Origin of the sequence: Acinetobacter sp. S40 (assembly GCF_016624705.1) — a bacterium.
In the GTDB taxonomy this organism is placed as follows: Bacteria; Pseudomonadota; Gammaproteobacteria; order Pseudomonadales; family Moraxellaceae; genus Acinetobacter.
Genome location: NZ_JACVTU010000001.1, coordinates 55,253 through 75,390, shown reverse-complemented (window position 1 = coordinate 75,390; position 20,138 = coordinate 55,253). Strand labels below are relative to the sequence as shown.

General features: G+C 39.5%; 19 protein-coding genes. 7 read left to right on the top strand and 12 right to left on the bottom strand.

Going from position 1 to position 20,138, the window contains the following annotated elements; genetic code table 11:
- Positions 1–2: 2 nt before the first annotated feature.
- Genes nusB through glmS form a run of 5 tightly spaced genes read left to right on the top strand, consistent with a single transcriptional unit; the run spans position 3 to position 5,113 of the window.
- The gene (gene nusB / locus IAE19_RS00350; protein WP_200458967.1) at positions 3–452 is read left to right on the top strand and encodes a transcription antitermination factor NusB; all 450 of its coding nucleotides are present in this window, start codon (positions 3–5) and stop codon (positions 450–452) included.
- 14 nt (positions 453–466) lie between these two features.
- Positions 467–1,384 carry a thiamine-phosphate kinase gene (gene thiL / locus IAE19_RS00345; protein ID WP_200458966.1) on the top strand — a complete coding sequence of 306 codons (918 nt, stop codon included), beginning with the start codon at positions 467–469 and terminating at the stop codon, positions 1,382–1,384.
- Positions 1,362–1,886: a phosphatidylglycerophosphatase A gene (locus IAE19_RS00340; RefSeq protein WP_200458965.1), complete on the top strand. Its 525-nt coding sequence runs from the start codon at positions 1,362–1,364 to the stop codon at positions 1,884–1,886. The genes thiL and IAE19_RS00340 overlap by 23 nt, the downstream gene beginning before the upstream one ends.
- 11 nt (positions 1,887–1,897) lie before the next feature.
- Positions 1,898–3,262: a bifunctional UDP-N-acetylglucosamine diphosphorylase/glucosamine-1-phosphate N-acetyltransferase GlmU gene (glmU, locus tag IAE19_RS00335; protein WP_200458964.1), complete on the top strand. Its 1,365-nt coding sequence runs from the start codon at positions 1,898–1,900 to the stop codon at positions 3,260–3,262.
- Positions 3,263–3,274: 12 nt separating this feature from the next.
- On the top strand, positions 3,275–5,113 hold the full coding sequence (glmS, locus tag IAE19_RS00330; protein ID WP_200458963.1) for a glutamine--fructose-6-phosphate transaminase (isomerizing): 1,839 nt from the start codon (positions 3,275–3,277) through the stop codon (positions 5,111–5,113).
- A gap of 69 nt (positions 5,114–5,182) precedes the next feature.
- Here glmS and IAE19_RS00325 read toward each other — a convergent pair whose 3' ends face one another.
- The 9 genes from IAE19_RS00325 to IAE19_RS00285 all read right to left on the bottom strand — a co-directional run bounded on the left by IAE19_RS00325 (position 5,183) and on the right by IAE19_RS00285 (position 13,843).
- Complete coding sequence (locus IAE19_RS00325) at positions 5,183–6,316, bottom strand: hypothetical protein (protein ID WP_200458962.1); 1,134 nt, start codon at positions 6,314–6,316, stop codon at positions 5,183–5,185.
- A gap of 275 nt (positions 6,317–6,591) precedes the next feature.
- Positions 6,592–7,737 carry a hypothetical protein gene (locus IAE19_RS00320; RefSeq protein WP_200458961.1) on the bottom strand — a complete coding sequence of 382 codons (1,146 nt, stop codon included), beginning with the start codon at positions 7,735–7,737 and terminating at the stop codon, positions 6,592–6,594.
- A gap of 12 nt (positions 7,738–7,749) precedes the next feature.
- A complete protein-coding gene (locus IAE19_RS00315; protein WP_200458960.1) occupies positions 7,750–8,247 on the bottom strand; it encodes a fimbrial protein in 498 nt (165 codons plus the stop codon).
- Between the two features lie 47 nt (positions 8,248–8,294).
- Positions 8,295–8,828, bottom strand: coding sequence for a fimbrial protein (locus IAE19_RS00310; RefSeq protein ID WP_200458959.1), 534 nt, complete (start codon positions 8,826–8,828; stop codon positions 8,295–8,297).
- Complete coding sequence (locus tag IAE19_RS00305) at positions 8,821–9,249, bottom strand: hypothetical protein (protein WP_200458958.1); 429 nt, start codon at positions 9,247–9,249, stop codon at positions 8,821–8,823. Before IAE19_RS00305 ends, IAE19_RS00310 begins: the two co-directional genes overlap by 8 nt.
- Positions 9,250–9,288: 39 nt before the next feature.
- Complete coding sequence (locus IAE19_RS00300) at positions 9,289–10,023, bottom strand: molecular chaperone (RefSeq protein WP_200458957.1); 735 nt, start codon at positions 10,021–10,023, stop codon at positions 9,289–9,291.
- Positions 10,024–10,048: 25 nt separating this feature from the next.
- Entirely contained in the window at positions 10,049–12,589 is a 2,541-nt protein-coding gene (locus tag IAE19_RS00295) for a fimbria/pilus outer membrane usher protein (RefSeq protein WP_200458956.1), read from the bottom strand.
- A 71-nt stretch (positions 12,590–12,660) separates the two neighbouring features.
- Positions 12,661–13,257: a fimbrial protein gene (locus IAE19_RS00290; protein ID WP_200458955.1), complete on the bottom strand. Its 597-nt coding sequence runs from the start codon at positions 13,255–13,257 to the stop codon at positions 12,661–12,663.
- A 49-nt stretch (positions 13,258–13,306) separates the two neighbouring features.
- The gene (locus tag IAE19_RS00285) at positions 13,307–13,843 is read right to left on the bottom strand and encodes a fimbrial protein (protein WP_200458954.1); all 537 of its coding nucleotides are present in this window, start codon (positions 13,841–13,843) and stop codon (positions 13,307–13,309) included.
- A 1,006-nt stretch (positions 13,844–14,849) separates the two neighbouring features.
- On the opposite strand from IAE19_RS00285, the gene IAE19_RS00280 reads away from it, so the two are divergent.
- The gene (locus IAE19_RS00280; RefSeq protein ID WP_200458953.1) at positions 14,850–15,875 is read left to right on the top strand and encodes an AraC family transcriptional regulator; all 1,026 of its coding nucleotides are present in this window, start codon (positions 14,850–14,852) and stop codon (positions 15,873–15,875) included.
- Between the two features lie 13 nt (positions 15,876–15,888).
- Here IAE19_RS00280 and IAE19_RS00275 read toward each other — a convergent pair whose 3' ends face one another.
- A complete protein-coding gene (locus tag IAE19_RS00275) occupies positions 15,889–16,935 on the bottom strand; it encodes an AraC family transcriptional regulator (RefSeq protein WP_200458952.1) in 1,047 nt (348 codons plus the stop codon).
- A 1,150-nt stretch (positions 16,936–18,085) separates the two neighbouring features.
- Between IAE19_RS00275 and IAE19_RS00270 the strand changes: the two genes are divergently transcribed.
- Positions 18,086–18,373 carry a GNAT family N-acetyltransferase gene (locus IAE19_RS00270; protein ID WP_200458951.1) on the top strand — a complete coding sequence of 96 codons (288 nt, stop codon included), beginning with the start codon at positions 18,086–18,088 and terminating at the stop codon, positions 18,371–18,373.
- Between the two features lie 93 nt (positions 18,374–18,466).
- Here the strand turns inward: IAE19_RS00270 and IAE19_RS00265 are convergent, their stop codons facing one another.
- Both IAE19_RS00265 and pncA read right to left on the bottom strand, forming a co-directional pair.
- Positions 18,467–19,438, bottom strand: a complete 972-nt coding sequence (locus IAE19_RS00265; protein WP_200458950.1) for a bile acid:sodium symporter family protein — start codon at positions 19,436–19,438, stop codon at positions 18,467–18,469.
- Between the two features lie 43 nt (positions 19,439–19,481).
- A complete protein-coding gene (gene pncA / locus IAE19_RS00260; protein ID WP_200458949.1) occupies positions 19,482–20,114 on the bottom strand; it encodes a bifunctional nicotinamidase/pyrazinamidase in 633 nt (210 codons plus the stop codon).
- Positions 20,115–20,138 lie beyond the last annotated feature (24 nt).

Below are 20,138 nucleotides of genomic sequence, written 5' to 3'. Positions count from 1 at the left end.
GCATGTCTCAAACACTTCAAGCCGTGTATGCGGCAAAACGTAAAGCACGTCGTTTTGCGGTACAGGGTATCTATGAATGGCAAATGAGCCATAATCCTGTGCATGAAATTGAAGCGCGTACTCGTGCCGAAAATGCCATGCATAAGGTTGATCTTGGTTATTATCATGAGCTATTGACTCAAGTCATTGCAGATCATGACAATCTGGATACTTTGCTGATTCCTGTACTTGACCGCGAGCTTAAAGCCCTAGATGGTGTAGAGTTAGCGACTTTACGTTTAGGTGCTTACGAGCTACGTGATCACCTAGAAATTCCTTATCGTGTAGTCCTCGATGAGGCCATTGAGCTTGCCAAACATTTTGGTGGTGCAGACAGCCATAAATATATCAATGGCGTCTTGGATCGTTTAGCGTCCACACTGCGTGAAGCAGAAAAGCAACAAGCTCAATAAGTAACTTTTAAGTCATGGCTGAGTTTTCTATTATCGAGCAATATTTCACTCGTCCTTTAACACAGCAGGGCGATGTCGGCGTCGGTGATGACTCAGCTATTTTGACTCCCCCTGCCCAGCAGCAATTGGTCATCTGTACCGATACGCTGGTTGCAGGTCGGCATTTTCCACTGCAAACATCCGCCCATGCGATTGGCTGGAAAAGTGTTGCAGTAAATTTATCTGATATTGCGGCAATGGCTGCAAAACCCCACAGTATTTTATTAGCCCTCAGTTTACCCAATATTGACCATGATTGGTTGCACGGTTTTAGTCAGGGACTTTTCGATTGTTGCGATCAGTTTGGGGTAAGCTTGATTGGGGGGGATACCACACAAAGTCCACATTTGACCATTACAGTCACGGCACTCGGTTATATCGAATCTGGTCGGGCGATCTGTCGGTCGGGTGCTCAAGTAGGCGACTATATTGTGGTCAGCGGTCAGGTGGGCGATGCAGCCTACGGATTGCAGCATTTGGGTTCGGCACTCCAGTCACGTCTGGACTACCCCACACCGCGTTGCGAACTTGGTCAAAGCCTAAAAGGATTAGCCTCAAGCATGATCGATGTTTCGGATGGTTTGGCCCAAGATCTGGGACATATTTTACAGGCATCCCATGTCGGAGCCAGAATCTTTCTGGATCAACTCCCGCTTGACCCCGCACTTCAAGTCTTGCCAGATCAACAAAAATGGCAATATGCTCTCGCGGGTGGCGATGATTACGAGCTTTGCTTTACAATAACACCGCAAAACTACGAAAAACTTTTGCAACAACAATTAGATGTCAACATTACAATGATTGGCCTGATTACACAGGACACAAAACTAGTATTTGAACATAATGGTCAAGACCATCCCGTTCAGTTTCATGGATATCAACATTTTGCCTAAATCCTCCATTCCTTTTAAGAGTATGCGCTGGTCAGACCGCTTTATCACCTTTTGTGGCGTTGGTTTTGGCTCAGGATTGCTCCCTAAAGCGCCGGGAACATTTGGTTCAGCGTTTGCATTGTTGTTTATCCCAATTTGGATCTGGTTGGGTTTTTATCCCTCTGTTTTTGTTATTTTTATCATGAGTCTTGTCGGAATTTACATTTGCGGTAAAACCGCGGATTTGATGGGTGTACATGATGATGGACGCATCGTTTGGGACGAATTTGCAGGTCAATCCATTACTGTTTTGCCTTTAATCTTTTTTAATCTAATGAATATACAATGGGCACTCATCAGCTTTCTGCTATTTCGCCTGTTTGATGTTTGGAAACCATGGCCGATTCGCGTGATTGATCGACGTGTAGAGGGCGGTTTTGGTATCATGCTGGACGATATTATCGCAGGAGTTTGGGCTGCGCTCTGTATCTTAATTTATTTATTGTTTGGTCTAAGCCGTTAAGTAGGTTATTCATGTCAACGACCGTTATTATTCTTGCAGCAGGTAAAGGAACGCGGATGCGCTCCCAACTTCCAAAAGTATTACAACCCCTTGCTGGACAACCATTATTGGGTCACGTCATTAGCACTGCAAAAAAACTCAATGCAGGCAATATCATTACCATTTATGGACACGGCGGTGATCGGGTACAACAACAATTTGCACAAGAACAAATCCAATGGGTCGAACAAGCAGAACAATTGGGTACAGGTCACGCAGTACAAATGACCCTGCCTGTTTTGCCAAAAGACGGTATATCCCTGATTTTATATGGTGATGTGCCGTTAGTCCGCCAGCAAACACTTGAACAACTGATTGCAGTGTCTACACCTTCTGGCATTGGCATGATTACTCTAAATGTCGACAACCCAACAGGTTATGGTCGTATTGTTCGCCAAAACAACCTGATTCAGGCGATTGTTGAGCATAAAGATGCCAACGAAGAACAACACAAGATTCAAGAAATCAATACGGGTATTTACTGCGTCAGCAATCAAAAACTACATGAATGGTTGCCAAAGCTTTCAAATAATAATGCCCAAGGTGAATATTATCTCACTGATATCGTAGCAATGGCGGTTGCAGATGGACTTGAAATTGCATCGATTCAACCCCAACTTGCCTATGAAGTTGAAGGTGTGAATGATCGTCTACAACTCTCGGCACTGGAACGCGAATTTCAAAAGCAACAAGCCATTGAACTGATGCAACAAGGTGTTACTTTAAGTGATCCTGCTCGTTTTGATTTGCGTGGTTCACTCAAAGTCGGTCAGGACGTGCGCATTGATATCAATGTGATCATTGAAGGTGAATGCGAATTGGGTGATGGCGTTGAAATTGGTGCTGGATGTATTCTCAAAAATACCTCTATCGCCGCAGGCACCAAAGTTCAGCCGTATAGTGTATTTGAAAATGCTGTTGTCGGTGAGTATGCTCAGATTGGCCCATTTGCACGACTACGTCCCGGCGCAGTATTGGCCAATGAAGTGCATATCGGCAATTTTGTGGAAGTTAAAAATACTCGTATCGGGTTAGGTTCCAAAGCCAATCATTTTACCTATCTGGGTGATGCCGAAGTTGGTGAAGGTTCCAATATTGGTGCAGGAACCATTACCTGTAATTATGACGGTGCCAACAAACACAAAACCGTAATTGGTAATGCCGCATTTATCGGTTCAAATAGTTCACTGGTTGCCCCGGTTACGGTTGGCAATGGTGCCACCATTGGTGCAGGATCGGTCATTACCCGTAATGTGGCGGACAATACTCTGGCGTTTGAACGCGCTGAACAATTTGAAAAATCAAACTATCAACGTCCCCAAAAGTTGAAGAAATAAGAGGATTAACCTATGTGTGGTATTGTCGGCGGCGTTGCTGAACGTAGTATTACCGATATTTTAATTGAAGGTTTAAAGCGCCTTGAATACCGTGGTTATGACTCTGCGGGCGTTGCGCTGGTAAATAATCAGCATATTTTACGTGAACGTCGGGTGGGCAAAGTCGCCAATCTGGCAGAAGCCGTCAGTGAACATCATTTGACAGGTTCTCTCGGAATTGCTCATACCCGTTGGGCAACTCATGGCAAACCTACTGAAAATAATGCACATCCGCATGTATCGGGTGACGTTGCTGTCGTTCATAATGGTATTATTGAAAACTATCAAGAGCTTAAAGATCAGCTTCAGGCAGAAGGCTATGTATTCACTTCGCAAACCGATACCGAAGTGGTTGCGCATCTCGTGAATGACGCCTTAAAACACACAGATAGTTTGCTCGATGCGGTACGTCAAGTCGTTCCAAAGCTGAAAGGTGCTTATGCTCTTGGTATTGTGCATACTCAACATCCTAATGAATTGATTACGGTACGTGAAGGTTCCCCGCTGGTGATTGGCGTTGGGATTGGTGAAAATTTCATTAGCTCGGATCAGCTTGCACTTTTACCCATTACGAACCGCTTTGTTTATCTCGAAGAAGGCGATATTGCGCGTTTAACTCGTGACAGTATTGATATTTATGCGCATGGTGAACGTGTTGAACGTCCAATTAAAGAATTGGATGCAGCAGTTAGTAATGCCTCTAAAGGTGAATATAAGCATTATATGCTCAAAGAGATTTATGAGCAGCCCGATGCAATTCAGCAAACCATCTCTCAGGCTTTAAATAACAATACACTGCGTGAAGACTTTTTGAAAAAAGCCGAGCTGGATTTTTCTAAAATTCAAAGCGTTCAGATTATCGCCTGTGGTACGAGTTATCACTCTGGCATGATTGCCAAATACTGGTTTGAACAACTGATTGGCGTTCCTTGTCAGATCGAGATTGCCAGTGAATTCCGCTATCGCTCGCCCGTGATTGTTGCTAATACGCTTTACGTTTGTATTTCTCAGTCGGGTGAAACTGCGGATACTTTGGCAGCCCTGCGTGAAACTCAAAAACGTGCCAAGGCCAATGCACTGGATATTGTAACGTTAAGCATTTGTAATGTTGCAACCTCTTCAATGGTACGCGAAACCGATCATCATTTATTGACTCTGGCTGGCCCTGAAATTGGTGTGGCTTCAACCAAGGCATTCACGACACAACTTGCAGCTTTAATGTTATTAATTTTAAAAGTTGGTCAGGTGAAACAACAAATTTCTGATGTTCAAATTGCAGATATTGCAACACAACTTTGGCATTGTCCAAAAGTTATGCTGGATACCTTGCAGCAAAATGATCAGATTTTACGCCTTTCAGAACTGTTTGTTGAAAAACAGCACTGTTTGTTTTTGGGTCGTGGTACACATTTCCCAATTGCTTTGGAAGGTGCGCTCAAACTCAAGGAAATTTCGTATATCCATGCGGAAGGGTATGCAGCAGGCGAACTCAAACATGGCCCATTGGCTCTGGTTGACAACGAAATGCCTGTGGTCATTTTGGCGCCAAACGATGATATGCTGGATAAATTAAAATCCAATATGGAAGAAGTTCAGGCACGTGGTGGTGAACTGTTTGTCTTCGCGGATGAAAACAGTGGCATTGTGGAAAAAGACCGCCAACACGTGGTTTATATTCCCAAAGTCAACGCATGGCTAGCCCCGATTATTTATAGTATTCCTGTGCAGCTACTGTCTTATCATGTGGCTGTTTTACGTGGTACAGATGTCGATCAACCACGTAATTTGGCAAAATCTGTGACCGTAGAATAATAAAATCGCCTGCTTTATAAAAAGCAGGCGATTTCTCCTCATTTGCAAGGCAAACACGAAATCGAACGTTTAATCAAACGTCGCAATTAACCACGCAGAACCACTATAGTCCCCCGCCTCAGCATTTTCTCCACGCAAATGACTTTTTACAGTGATGGTCTTAAATTTTTCAATGGAAACTTTTAGGTCAGTTCCCGCTTGAACTTCCTGACCACTTGACTCATCCTGCATGGAAAGTGTGGTATAGATTTTCTTGCTATTATCTAATGTATTGATTAAAGGCAACCGACCTTGCGGATCCCCATCTTTGGTATAGTTGAGCCGTAATATTACATCGGTCGATTTTGTAAAATCACAGCTATAGTTGACCTGACCACTAACCAAACTATCATAATGAGTGGTCGCTAAAGCCCCATGATTTAAGTTTAACGTCCCAACAGAGCCTGAACTACTGGTAGACGTTGTACAGGTCGCATTAAAATTAATACGTGAATAATTTAACCAGATAGGAGCCGATGACTTTTCAAATGTCGTGACTGCACTTGGAGTTCGGTTACCAAAAGCGCGAAAATATCCAGCCAAAGGGGTTGCAGGAATAACCAACTGCCCATCAATCGTTTTATTTTTCAGATAAAACCTTAAAACGATAGGAAATTGTGAAGTTAAACTGTAAACGTAATATCTTCCTCCACCTCTAGCACAAACGGATGCCAATGGTGTCTTTGACCAAGTGTACATCATGTATGAATTACCCGCTTCTACGGTGACATACACATTTGAGTTAAGCTGATAGGCGGTTCGACCCGAAATAGATACCGAGGGCGCTACTTTAGGTATAAACATCTTTAAAAAATGATAGACATTCGAAGCATCAAATTCAGTATCAGGTATATCCCCCGGTCTTAGATATCCCCACGTCTGACCTACACATTGTCCGCTCCCTGTTCCATTAATTTCACTTAGTGAAAAAGGGTTACCAATAAGGTAATAATCGCCATCTGTTCCTTTTTCTGTTTGAGAACTGACCGTAGTGTTAGACGATAAATCATAATGATAGCCATGAGATGAATCGTCTATAACCGCTGCATAATCCGCATGCAAAGGCGTCATTGACCAGAGCAGACCACTTAGCATGCCCAACACACGAACCAAAGGCACAAAGTACAGAGAAGTTAGAGCTTTAAATTTTATATTTAACATCATAAAGTCTTCTATTTTAAATTATGCTTATTAGACGAACAGTAAGCCTGTTGTCTTGACCATCCCTGTCTGCAACACACTCTATATCTTGGCAATACTCCATATATTTAAACGCTTTTTAGTGCTAACCGCCATGCTGAATCACTACAATCACTGGGTTCATAAAAACATGAAAAATCTATGGCTGTCGATTGACTTGCCTAGTCATCACCATGATCTCCATCATGATCCGCTAGGCAAGTTTTTATTATTCTATCAAACAGTAGTCCGCTCAAAGGTTAATCAAATGTTGCGATTAACCATGCGGAACCCTGATAGTTGCCTGCCACTGCATCTGTACCTTGCAGATGGCTGGTGATGCTAATGGTTTTAGATTGCTCAATATTGGTATGAATATCCCGATCCACTCCACCGGTCTGGCCAGTGGTTTCATCACGCATGGTCAGTTCAGTGTAGATCTTGTCTGTACTGCCAACTACCGTATTTGTAAGAGGCAAGCGCCCTTGCGGGTCACCGTCTTTAGCATAGTCAAGTCTTAAACGTATAGGCGTTGAGGCCGAAAAAGTACAGTTATAGTTCACCTGCCCACTGACCCGACTGTCATACTCATTACTTTTTAACGCACCATGGTTTAAATTGAGTGTGCCCGTGCCTGTTCCACCTGCGCCTGACTGGGTTTGAGTACTACATGAAGACACCAGATTCACTTGTGAGGTATTCAGTCTCATCGGTGCAGTCGAATCCTGAATTGCCCAGAACGTTTGAGTCGGTTTCGTACCTTCGCGGTTATATGCGCGGACATATCCCACCAAATCCATCGCAGGAATCACAATCTGACCATCAATGATTTTTTCATTTAAATAAAACGTTAATGTAATAGGGAACTGTCCAGTAAAATCTGCAACAGCAGCTGTTACAGAATAACCTGTTAAATTTGCACATACACCCGACGCTGTTTGGTACCAATCTACTTTTGAATCTTCCGTAATCGTCATAACTACATTGGAATTAATCCGATAGGCGTTCTTATCACCAATCTTTATGCCTGTTAGCGGAAGATATACAAATAAACGATGCCATGCACCAGTGTTGATCCCTAAAATCCCCACTGGCCATTGTGTGCCTGAACAATCGACCCTTCCCGTTACACTGACAGATGGAGAAGTTGAACGCACTGAAATTGGCTCACCGATCTGATGATAATTATGCCCGTCACTGCCCGCTACAGCTTTGGTGTCAACAGGGGTATTACTGTTAAGGGTAATCCTATATCCATCACTTGGATTTTGAATCTTGGCTGCATAGCCTGCATTTGTCTCAAAACCCAATAAACTTAAGCCCATAACAGAGGAAAGCGCGGTGATTTGGCGGAGTTTTAAATGACGATAACAGTCTAGAAACGCGTTAAATTTAGAGTTCAACATACTAAACCTCTATTACAGATACTGCGCGAGCAGCGTGATGACGGCTTCAAAAGGACCTAACTCCAGCTCATCCGCTGGTTTAGTATTGATTAACTGTGCGTTTAGCGTTGCGAAACGTGTTGTAGATAAACTAATATCTGTATACTTCGTGAGATTAATGCTTTGCGCAGAACCGTCTGGTCTTAGTGACTTACCACCAACCTTATCTTTAAACGCAATCGCCAAGCCATCGGTCGTGGTGGCCAATAAACTTTGGCTGTTATACTCAACCACTGAACCCACCTTAGGGAGCATTGCTAGACCCACTGCTTTATTTCCAAAATCACATCCCGTTATATCTATTCTGAAGTCTTGCGTAGGCCCTTGGTTTTTCTTTAGGTCTTCTACCTGAACCCGACCAAATTCAATATTTGATCCCTTGCCCGTCCCCATCGCAATATTACAGGCAGGCGTTAGCATCTGCGCAGTCACGTTCACTAAAACATCGGCATGTCCCCACGTCGAAATCATCAGTAACACAGGGCATAAAGATTTTATCAACGGATTGATTTTATTCATTATTGATACTCCACCGCAAAGGTTACCGTGCTAGTGAAATCACCTATGTCGGCCTCACCCGTAGCAGGCTTACGAACAAATGCACTAAAGTTAATATGTTGCACATCGTTGGCAACTGAAACTGTCGCAACAGATGTCGGGCTGTTCCAGACAATAGGTTGATTGTTCTGATCAACGATTCCAAGCAACACGCCACTCGTCCCTTGCGTTTTTACAAAATTGACTCCGCTCAGCTCAACCAGTTGATTACTCTGCCATGTCAGCTTGATACTTTTATTCAAGTCTGTATTACTACAATTATCGATGCCAATAGAAAAAGGGGTTAAATAACTTGAACCTTGTTGGTTAATCGAGCGCCAGTTCAAGTTTTCAAGCGTAATTTCCTGATTTAACGACTCACTATCAATCTTACACGTTGTGCTTATTAACTCTCCGCTAAACTGAACATCAAGCGAACTCGCACTGTATGCATGGGGCGCGGCTAAAAAAAGTGACAGTGGCAATGCCAAACAACGTGTTCTTATGCTATTCATAACTGACCTCTAAACGAAGGCTATTTTGATTTTCCATCAATGAAGGCATAAGAATAGTGTTCGTGCCGTTTGATAAAGAAATCGGGGTCGTTGCCATACTTTGATGATGCTGCGCATCATAAAAACGTAACTTTGCAGGAGTGTCCGCGGCTGCATCGGAAATCAACATCTGACTGTAATCATTTCCCGCACCGCATCCCGTTAACATCAACTTTTCTTTAAAGTCCAAATTACAGGGCGCATTAAAAACAACCGCATTGACCCGCACCACACCTTGATGGATCGGTTCATAATCTGACTGTTTTATAGATGTACTCCCGACAGGGCTTTGAGCCAACACACTGTGACCAAATGCACTGCCAACAATGAGTAATATCCAGCACACATTTTTCGGATTTTTCATTACTTTTTGTTTGCTCAACGTGGTTCCCCTGTCGCCAATAACGGTTTATTAAAAATATTATTCGCCTTTAACCGTGCAGGTTTCGCCCTGACAGTTAAAAAACATGGTTGGTTTGCCGCCGTAGTCATTAATGTAAGTTAAATGTGGCGTTGCCAAAGCAGCAGAGGTTATTTCATGCGTCGACTTTGGTGCCACCATGACCGCATTAAAGGCATTTTTTTCTGCTTGCTCTTTACTGTTACCAAATCCAATCACCGTTAAATTAAAAGGAGTTGGGTTATTTAAAAGGTAACCTTTTGCTGTCTTGGTCAAAGTGACTTTATGCTGCCATTGAGTCTCGGCTTCTGCCAAAATACTGCTTGGTCGATAAAATAGTTTTACTCTTGATTGCAAGGCAATTTGCAACGTATTACCAGTGGCAGGTTTAGGTGGAACTTCCCGTAAGTTAAAATAAAAAGTAGATTCTCTATCCTGCGGTAACTTCGCAACTTCTGGCGTGGTGCTTAAACGCACCAGACTTTTTTTACTGGCCTCAACACGTTGCAAAGGCGGGGTTGCCAAAATTGCACCTTTGGTTAGTTTATTGCCCTGTAAATCTTCAATCCAGCTCTGTGCAAGGTAGGCTTCTTCTGGATTGTCATTTGAAATAGTGACATTAATTGATTTTTCCGTACCCGGAAAAATAATACGTGTTCTGTCTAATGTGACAGCACTTTGCGCACTCATGGAGATTAGGGCAGTCGTACATAAAAGCTTGGCAAGCAATCCACCACGTAGAGTTGAATTCAACATAATTTACCTCGTAAAACTCATTAATTTATTGTCTTGACGATATCGAACTAGCTACCGGTGATGTCTCTGTACCAAATGTACATGGCAAGTCCAACATGCTCGATGATGACTCTATCTTTTCAGGTAACCACAATTCACACTGTACTTTACCACCCCAATAAACGGATAACTTCTCTTTTGGCGCAACACCAATTAGCCATGTAACACCATCCTCACCCACAATACCCAACTCACGGTTATCTGCATTGCGCACACTGGCTCCAAATGGTGGATTTTTCCCATTGTTTAATGATAAAACCGCAAATAATTTATCCCCTTTCATTACAGATAAACTACGGTAACCAATTGCCCCTTTGGTAAGAGTAATGTCAGTCGTTGATACCAGTGCTTCAATATCATCTGGTAATTTGCTGGTATTAATCGATGCCGTAGACTGACGGTAGCTGCTAATGTTTGGAAGCACAGCCAGCCCCGCAGCATTGGTTTTGGTGATTCCATTTTGAAGTGGAACACCACTTGTACCCGGTGTTTCAATCATTAATCGAGTATCACCATTGGCTGAACGATGCAAAGCAATACCATTTGAAGTTGCTGTAATACCACTTCTAATAGACGCCCCAACGCTCGTATATTGCTCAGGTACATAACTTGCGTTTACCGACACATCTGCCTGTGAGAAATCACGTGAGTAATAACCACTGATACTCGACTGGCTATCCATGTTTTCACCATGATTGTAGCCAACGTTCACGCTATAGTTATCATGTTCGTTATAAGCACTGTAGCCTACGCTGTGGTTAAATTGATTATAACCACTTGTTTTAGAATACAATTCTGAAAGCGAAATACTACGTCCACTTGAAAGTGGCAACGTCAGGTAGAAGTTAATCGAGTCATCCTGAAGGCCCGTATCATGTTCAGTTCTGGTTGCAGATAGCGAAACGCTGGCTTTTTCCTTAGATGCTCCCGGCATCTTGAAATAAGTGCTGGCATATAAACCATATTGTGTTTGTGGTTTATTCTGCCAATAAGTACTGTATTGATAATTGAAAGACAGGTTAAATTTATCAAAGTACTTATTTAGATAAATCTGATAGTTTTCTTTTTGCCCGCTACTTTCTCCACCTGTACGATCCTGCCTCATAAACTGGTTTAAAGTTCGGTAGTCTTGGTCAGCAAAGCGATACCCAGCAAAGGTAATATCTGTAAGTAAGTCATTAAAAGACTTTGCATAACTCAAACGATATGAACGTCCACGTAAGGTTTGGTCTTCAAAGTTTGAAACCGATTGAGCAATATCCAGTGAAAGTGCGCCCAAAGAAAAGAGGTCGCGACCGACACCCGCGGCAAATGTTTGATAATCGCCATTGAGTTGCGAACCACCATAAATCGACCATGCATTGGTCAATCCATAGGAAAATTCACCACTTAATACAGCTCTACCCGTAACAGAGTGTGCGTCATAGCGTGTTTTACCCGCAGCAAGCTTATAAACCATTCGTCCTGGACGTGTTAAATAAGGGAGTGAAGCGGTATTGATACTAAATTTCTTTTCTTCACCATTTTCTTCACGCACTGTAACGTCCAATACCCCACGTACTCCACTATCAAGTGTTTGAATACGGAAAGGCCCCGGTGGGACAGTGGTTTCTAAAACAACGCGATCCTGACTACGAACAGTAACCGTTGCATTGGTACTCGCAACACCAATAATTTCTGGTGCATAGCCCACAAGTTTTGGTGGTAGCATCCGGTCATCACTTTCTAGTGAAACACCACTGTACTGCCACGATTCAAATACATCTGAATAAAAAGAGTTTTCGCCAACCGTTAGGACTGATGAAATATCTTTAAGCGAGGTAAAAGCATAAAATCGGTTAAAATCGAAATTATGTAGTTCCTGACTGCTTCCAGTCCCTTCACGCTTTTGATAAATCGCATTAAAGTCACCGCGGATACGCCATGCACCGAGGTTGACACCTGCCGTACCATTGGTAGATAAATAGGTGCGTTTACCGGAGTTATTTTCGTCTGTAAACGAAAGGTTGGCACTATAATCAATAAATCCACCATTTACGCCCTCTTCCCAAAGTGCAGGCGGAATCCAGTAAGGATCGCGATATTCCATCCAGATCTGGGGGATCGTGATATTCAGAGATAATGTCGGCAACTCGACTTTGGTTTGCGTACCAGACAACGCTGACAGATCCAGACATTGGCCCTGTTGAGTGCTGGTAACTTTTTCTTTGCCTGATGCATTGAGTCCAATAAGCTCAAGCATTTCTAAAGGAATACATATAAGTTGAGAGGCGGTATTATCTTTATTTTCCAATTTTATTATTGAAATATCGCGTGGCGCACCTAAACGCTGCCCATTCACAAATGTAGTTAAAACATAGTTGCCAGGCGGAACATAGCCCGCAACGGAAAACTGGCTCATATCAACATTTTCAATGTCTTCTGCATCTAATACATTTAAGTTAAATTCTGTAGCATGAGCCGCGCATGTGCTAAAGCTGAACGCCAACAAAATGGCTTGCGTTACTTTGTTAAGTTTAAGCTTCATACTGCGGCACCTTTAAAGACAGCAAAATATTTCTCTCAATTTTCTGTATATTGAGAAAACGCATTTTTGCCTCATTGATAATCAATAAAAAAACGAACTAAACCCTGATAGTTTCCTGCTTGTAACGGTTTTCCTGTCGGCTCTAGTCTCAAGAAATAACGCAAAAAAAGTGCTTGACCGGCTTCGTCATGTCGCAACAAGCTTTCAAATAAGGAGTAATTTTCTCCCAGTCGTAGCGTGTTCATATCGTTATCGAGTAGAGAAACACCCAAGCCCTGAGAAGGCCCTTCAAGTACGAAGGCATTAATATTATTTGCGTTATAGCCATCAAAACGGATCGTCCATGTTTTAGTATCGATAGCAGTGTAAGCACTACCACAATCTCGGAGTTCGATCTCGAATGGCTGAGTGTGTTGTTCGCGCTCTAAAGCACTAGACAACATCGTTAGTGTTGTTGGTAAAAAAACTACAGTTTGGTCACGGTTTGGCATTACAATCGAACATGGCGTTGAAATTACACTACCGATTAGCTGTGTATTGCCCAAATTACGCATTCCGATTTCTTTTGCGGTAAGAGTAGGAGAAACGGTTAGAAAGAGTGAAAACAAGATTCCTACAACACAACCTCTTTTACGCTGATCAATCACCACAAACACCTCTTCTTTCAAACTTAAGACAACCACCAGTCAGATGACTGGTGATTGATCTGCACACCTATTACTGATAAGTAATACGGAAGTTAGAAACAGCACTGAATTTGCCTTCAGCTACTGGTTTAGCTACGTCAACTGCTGAAGCTAAAGCTTTGAATGTTAAAGTGTTGTCGCCTTTTTGGTTTACAATGCTACTCAATACATCTTTAGCAGTACCGAAAGTGAAACCGTTAATTGATACACCAACGTTGTTTACGTTGTTAGAAGAAGTCGAAAGCAAAGTTTTACCTGCATCAGCGTATTCAGTACCAGTGAACGATACTTCCATAGTGTTTACAGGACCTGCGTTAGCAAAGGTATTGAAGTCACAACCAGTAAATTTGATATCAAAATCTGCTTCAGCAGCTTGACCAGCTTCAAGTGCTTTACGAGACAATTGACCAAAATCAACAGTTTGATCTAAAGATTCTTGTTCAATATTACACGGAGAATCAACAACTTGACCTTGGAATTTAACAACGCCAGTGTTATCAGCCATTGCGCAGAATGGAGCCAAAGAAGCTACAAGTACAGATGCAGTTGCTAATTTCGCTAATTTCATTTATTTCACCTTTAAAGTTCAAAATTAAAAATTCGTCATCATCAAAACAATGATCACAATTTATTTAGTGTTACCAACAAAATGTTAGGCAACCAAAACACCACCTGCGGCAATGCTTTATCCCTAAAATACTCAAGCGTCGTGCTAAAATAAAAACACTGAGATAAGGCATAAATTCAACTCAATCTTCAAAAATCATGTAAAATCGACTTAAAATGAATCCTTATATTTTTTAAAATAAATTTTATATTTTAAAAAATAATTTATTACTCAATGCAATCTTCACAAATCGTTACTTTTAACAAGAAGCTTCGATAGGGTTATAATAATAATTATCCAGAAATATAACCTGTCAAAAAAAACATAATTTTTTATCTTTTTTCACAAATCTTGATATTTAAGTTGACTGTTTTAATCAGAATTTAAAAAAATATTCTTTTAATTTAAATGTACTTACAACAAAAAAATATTGTCAACAAAAGATAAGATATTGAAAAATATATTAAATTTTAAAAACATATTTATTGAAATATTTTCCACATCTAAATTATGTAAAAATTCTCATTTAAATGAGTTAAAATTTTAATTGGGCTTTGAGAGATAATATGACAACTTTTTATTCTAAATTTAGGTCTTAACCACAAAATACATCGTTATTTCACAATTATTGTTTAAAAAAAACTTTTAAATTAATAAGTTCTCCTCATATATACTTCAATTAACCTATATAGCACCTTAAAATTTCTAGATTATTTGATTTATTTTAAGCATGTTTTATTTTAAAAAATTAAAAAAATTTTTAGATTGTTCTTCATCTCTTAAAATTGCTATTTTCAATTTAGCTTACTGTTTTAATTTACACACTGCTCAAGATCATCTTTGCTGGTTCATTCATTCTGTTCGCTTTCCCAACTTTATTGACTTAGTATAGAATGTCTTCATATCGACAAAAAATTATTAAAAAATTTGAATTACGGATAAGATGGGATAAAGGAGAATAGACCACATGCGAACAGTAATCGATACAAGAGGTGTCAGTAGTGGTCTGGCAAATTTAGTCAATAAATTCTGTGATCTTCATGCTATTCCCTCACCCATTACCAAAAAATATGATGTTAATGAGCGTCTGCCACTAGCAGAATGGTATCGCATACTGAATTACTTAGATCAGCACTACCCAAAAGATGATCTGGGCATAGAGCTTGGTAAATTATGTGAACCCGCGGATATCGGAATTGTGGCCTACTTATGTATGGCATGTGAAACCACTGGAGAAGTGATTCATCTTTTTCAACGTTATCAACGCATTTGGTACCACATGGCACCCGTTTGTATGGAAACCTCTCATCACACCATTAACTTTACATGGCAAAGTCCAGCTTATGTTAAAGCGGGGCAATTTGTTAAAGAAACTCGTTTAGCAAATGATGTTGCTTTTACCATGATGTTAGTTTTTATGAATAGCCTGATTTATCCTAATACGTTTAAGATTAAACAGATGGAATTTAGTACTCCACGACCAAATAAATTAATCTTTCATGAACGTTTTTTTGGCTGCCCTGTACTTTTTGATCGGCCTATTAATAAACTTTCATATGATGAAGAAGTGTTTAATATTAAAATAAATCAAAGTTATCCAGATTATGTATTGAAACGTATATTAGAAAAAAATGCTGACTACTTACTTTCAAAATATCCGCAAGACATTTCATTTAATGAACTTCTTTATAGAAGTATCGTAAATGCACTTCAAAACAATCGATGCGATATTCAATATGTAGCTGAACAAATAGGAATGTCTCCTCGACTGCTACAGCATCGCCTCAAATCAAATGGAACTTCTTTTTCTGATAAGCTCAATATCATAAGAAAAAGTTTAGCTTTTCAATATCTTGAAGATAAATCTTTAACTATTAATGAAATTTCCAGTTTGTTAGCCTATCATCAACAAACATCATTTAATCGTGCGCTTAAATTATGGACAGGAATGAATTCATTACAATGGCGAAACGAGCATTCCAGTAAACCTTAAGTTTTTGAAAAATTTACATTAGGATATTCCATTCCGACTCTTGTTCTACTTCAAAAAAGTTTTGCAATATTTTCCTTCTATATTGTAGAGGGCTTATGCCCATCCAACTTTTAAATGACCGATTAAAAGAGGTTTGTTCTCTATAAGATAATAAATGTGAGATATCCAAAATGCTTAAACTGGCATCTCCCAAATAAATAATTGCAAGTTCTTTACGCACTTCATTTAAACATTGCTTAAATGAGTATCCCTTTTTTTTCAATTTATATTGAAAAATACGAGAGCTACAGCCTAGTTGTTGAGCCACATAATCAATCGAGATTTTACCTTGATTAATTGCATTTATAATGGCGCGCCGGACTTCTTCATCAAAAGAATTTCCCTTAGGGAGTTCCGCTAAAAGACTTTCTGCCTGCTGATGAAGAATATTATTAAGGACTTCATCATGGCTTGAAATCTTAAAATTAAGATTCGTCAAAGGAAAATATATACTGGTTTTCTTCTGATTAAATTGGACTGGACACTCAAAATAATCTTCGTAAAACTTTACTCTTTTAGGAATTACCGAAGAAAACTCAATGCGGTTAATTTTAATCTTTTCAGGAAAAATAAGAATATTCGCAATATTCTGGATCACACCAACCATCAGTTCATCTGCTAGATCGCTTGCCTTAGAAGAGGAGTCCCCGCCCCAGCTAATAATGAGTTCATTATTGACACAGCCAACTTGCACCTCAATAAAGTCATAGCTTAAACGATTGTATTTTGAAAAAACGGATAGAACATGACCCAGATTTTCACAGGTTGAACTTAGATAACCCAGAATTCCAAGATGTTCTGGTCTAGCAAAATTTGCTATCTTTAAACCTAAAGCAAAAATTGGACACTGTTGTGCAATATAGTCCAAGACTAACAACCATTCAGAAAATGGCGTTCTCTCTTTACTCGCATAATTCTTTATAAAATCGGGAAACTTAACTTGATGCTCAATACAAAATAACTCCAACATCCGTATAAGATTGCTATCTACCGATTTTATATGATAGAAAGTAGTTTGCATTTCTAGGTTTCACCATATGAATTATAAAAAAATTACGACTAGTCAAAGCCTATGACTAAAAGTTTCAAAATAAAGATAAATCTAGAAGAAGATTTAAAAATGAAGTGACTTCTTCTAAATGAAAAGAAATTAAGAATGTAGTGTTGCAATTTAATTTCTTTGAATAAGCCAGTTTTACAAACGATATGTCATCGTTTTTCGATCAAAAACAGTCGAATTGGCTTAAAGAATTTTTGAAACGTGAAATATCTCACCTTTCAACCATTATATTGTTGATGAATTTACTTTGCGTTTCTTATCTATTTATACAAAAAAATTTTTCATTAGAAACAAACTTATAAAAATAATTTTAAAAAACAAAATACTTTAATATTCAACCATTTAAATAAAAACATATATTTCAACAACTTAAAATAAAGATTTATACCAATTAAAAAATCTATCTATTATTTTTTATTGAAAAATTGCTATAACTAAAAGATAAAAATAATCGTTTTTAATGATAATTGATTTTAAGTATGATTTAAATTTAAGCATTAATTTTTTGGTGTTTTTATGACTTAAATTCAAAAAATAGTATACATGATAATTCTTTTAGCGCAGTAAATGCACATCAAATAAGAGAAATAATAATCATTATTTATAGATTTTTATTTAATTAATTTTGGGGAATTGTGTTGTCATACCGTTTAATCTTAATCTTGTTATTAACTGCTAAGAGATTGCATCAAGGGGTTTAAGTTTTGCTGTTCATGATTATTTTTTATAGATAACATTCAAAATATACCTTTATTTTTTATTTTACGTGAAATGACAAAAAATTATGTGTTTAATGGCAAGCTTTAATGTTTCCTATTTCCTATAATGATTTCCGAAATGTGAGATCTTTATCGAGCGTTTCATAACCGCCAGTAGCATTTGCCCCAAACCCTTAGCAAATGCTACCTTTTATACCTATATACCACTTCTACTATGGTATATAGGTCTTTTTATTGTCTTTTTAAAAACTACAAAGCATTTCTTGTTGACCGCATATAGAGATAAATGAATAACAAATTCTTTATCTACTTTCCTTAAATTTACTGACACAATCAAGCCTCTAGTTAAAAACTCTATTACTAAAATATTAATTCCCAAGAGGAGTTCTCTTTTGAACATTCAACAAAAAGATGATGGCAAACACGGCGTATTTGAACTACACGATGGCGACAAGCTTGCAGGCGAAATGGTCTATACATGGGCGGGTGAAAAATTATTTATTATTGATCATACCGATGTCGCAGATGAGTATCGTGGACAAGGTGTTGGTCGTAAGCTTTTAGATGCTGTCGTTGATTTTGCCCGAAAAAATCAAGTTAAAATTATTCCGCTTTGCCCTTATGCAAAATCTGTGTTTGATAAAGATGCATCTATTCGTGATGTATTAAGAGACGCTTGATACTAATATTTTAAGGCATCATTCCACTGATGCCTTAATTGATAAAAAATGCGCTTCAAATTGATAAAAAATGCGCTTCAATAAATTCTGCACTTATTTTTCATCTAAACTTTGATGAGATAATTCTACTGTTTTATCGGCTTGACGTGCCCAGTATGTGGCCAGAGCAGCACCTGAAATGTTATGACATAAGCTAAAAATAGCGCTAGGCACAGCCGTAATTGGAGATGCAGCAAAATGCACAGCGGCCAGTGCTACGCCTAAGCCTGAATTTTGCATACCGACCTCAATAGAAATCGCCTTGCTGTCATAATGCGAAAGCTTTAAGCAGCGACTTGCCCAATACCCGATTAAAAAACCCAAGCCGTTATGGAGTATTACGACACCCAGTATCAATAATCCCGATTGTAAGATCGAGGTCTTACTGGCACCAATAATTGCAGCCACAATCAACACAATCGCAATCACGGATACTAAAGGCATCACACGAATATAGGTATTTACCTGCCGAGTAAAATAATGACGAACGATGATTCCTAAAATAATCGGAACAATGACCACCTGTAAAATTGAAATGAACATGGAACTAACATTAATCTGAATCCACTGACTGGCTAAAAGATAAAAAATCGACGGCGTTAAAATCGGTGCCAATAAAGTCGATACCGAAGTACAAGCAACCGAAAGCGCAGTATTACCTTTGGCCATATAAGTAATGACATTGGAAGCAGTTCCACCAGGACAACAACCTACCAGTATCACACCAATGGCAATCGCCGGGGTCAACTGAAAAAGTTGACATAAGATAAAGGCAAGACTTGGCATCACTACAAAGTGAGCCACCACGCCTATTAACACGGCTCTTGGGTATTGAAGCACAGCACGAAAATCAGCGATGCTAATCGTCATGCCCATACCCAACATAATAATGCCTAATATCCACGGAATATAAGCCGTAAGCCAGACGAAATATGTAGGTTGCCATAAGGCAATCGCTGAAAATACGATCACCCATAACGCAAAAGTTTTTTGCATAAATTGTGTCAATCGTAATAAAAATGCCATGGCAACATCCTGATCTTTAATTAAATATGGACTTTGAGATTATTTAATTGCCCAATAGCTGAGATGACGTCATTCTTTTGACGCCTTTACTTATCATTTGCTGCCATGCCTGTTGTAAGGAACCATTTAAATCAATAGCTTTACAGGCATCAACCACTACATAACTTTCAAATCCTGCTTGTTTAGCATCGATTGCGGTCCATGCCACACAGAAATCCGTCGCAATCCCCGTTATATAAACAGTATCAATACCACGCTCTTTTAAATACCCAGTAAGTCCTGTAGAAGTTGTGCGATCCGCTTCCATAAAAGCGGAGTAACTATCAATATCCGAATGAAAGCCCTTGCGAATAATCAACTGTGCTGAAGGAATATCCAGATCAGGATGCAAATCGGCATCATACGTTCCCTGCACACAATGCGATGGCCATAGCACCTGTGTACCATAAGGTAGCTCTATATCATCAAAAGGTCGTTTGCCTGCATGATTTTCAGCAAAGGAAATATGATCGGCAGGATGCCAGTCTTGTGTCAGTATAATATTATCAAAAACACGTGCTAACTGATTAATACAAGGAATAATCTGATCTGCATGCGCAACGGCAAGATGTCCTCCCGGGGTAAAGCCATTTTGAACATCTACCACAATTAAAGCGCTATTTTTTCCCTGTTTCACTGCTCTACTCCTTGATATAAATCA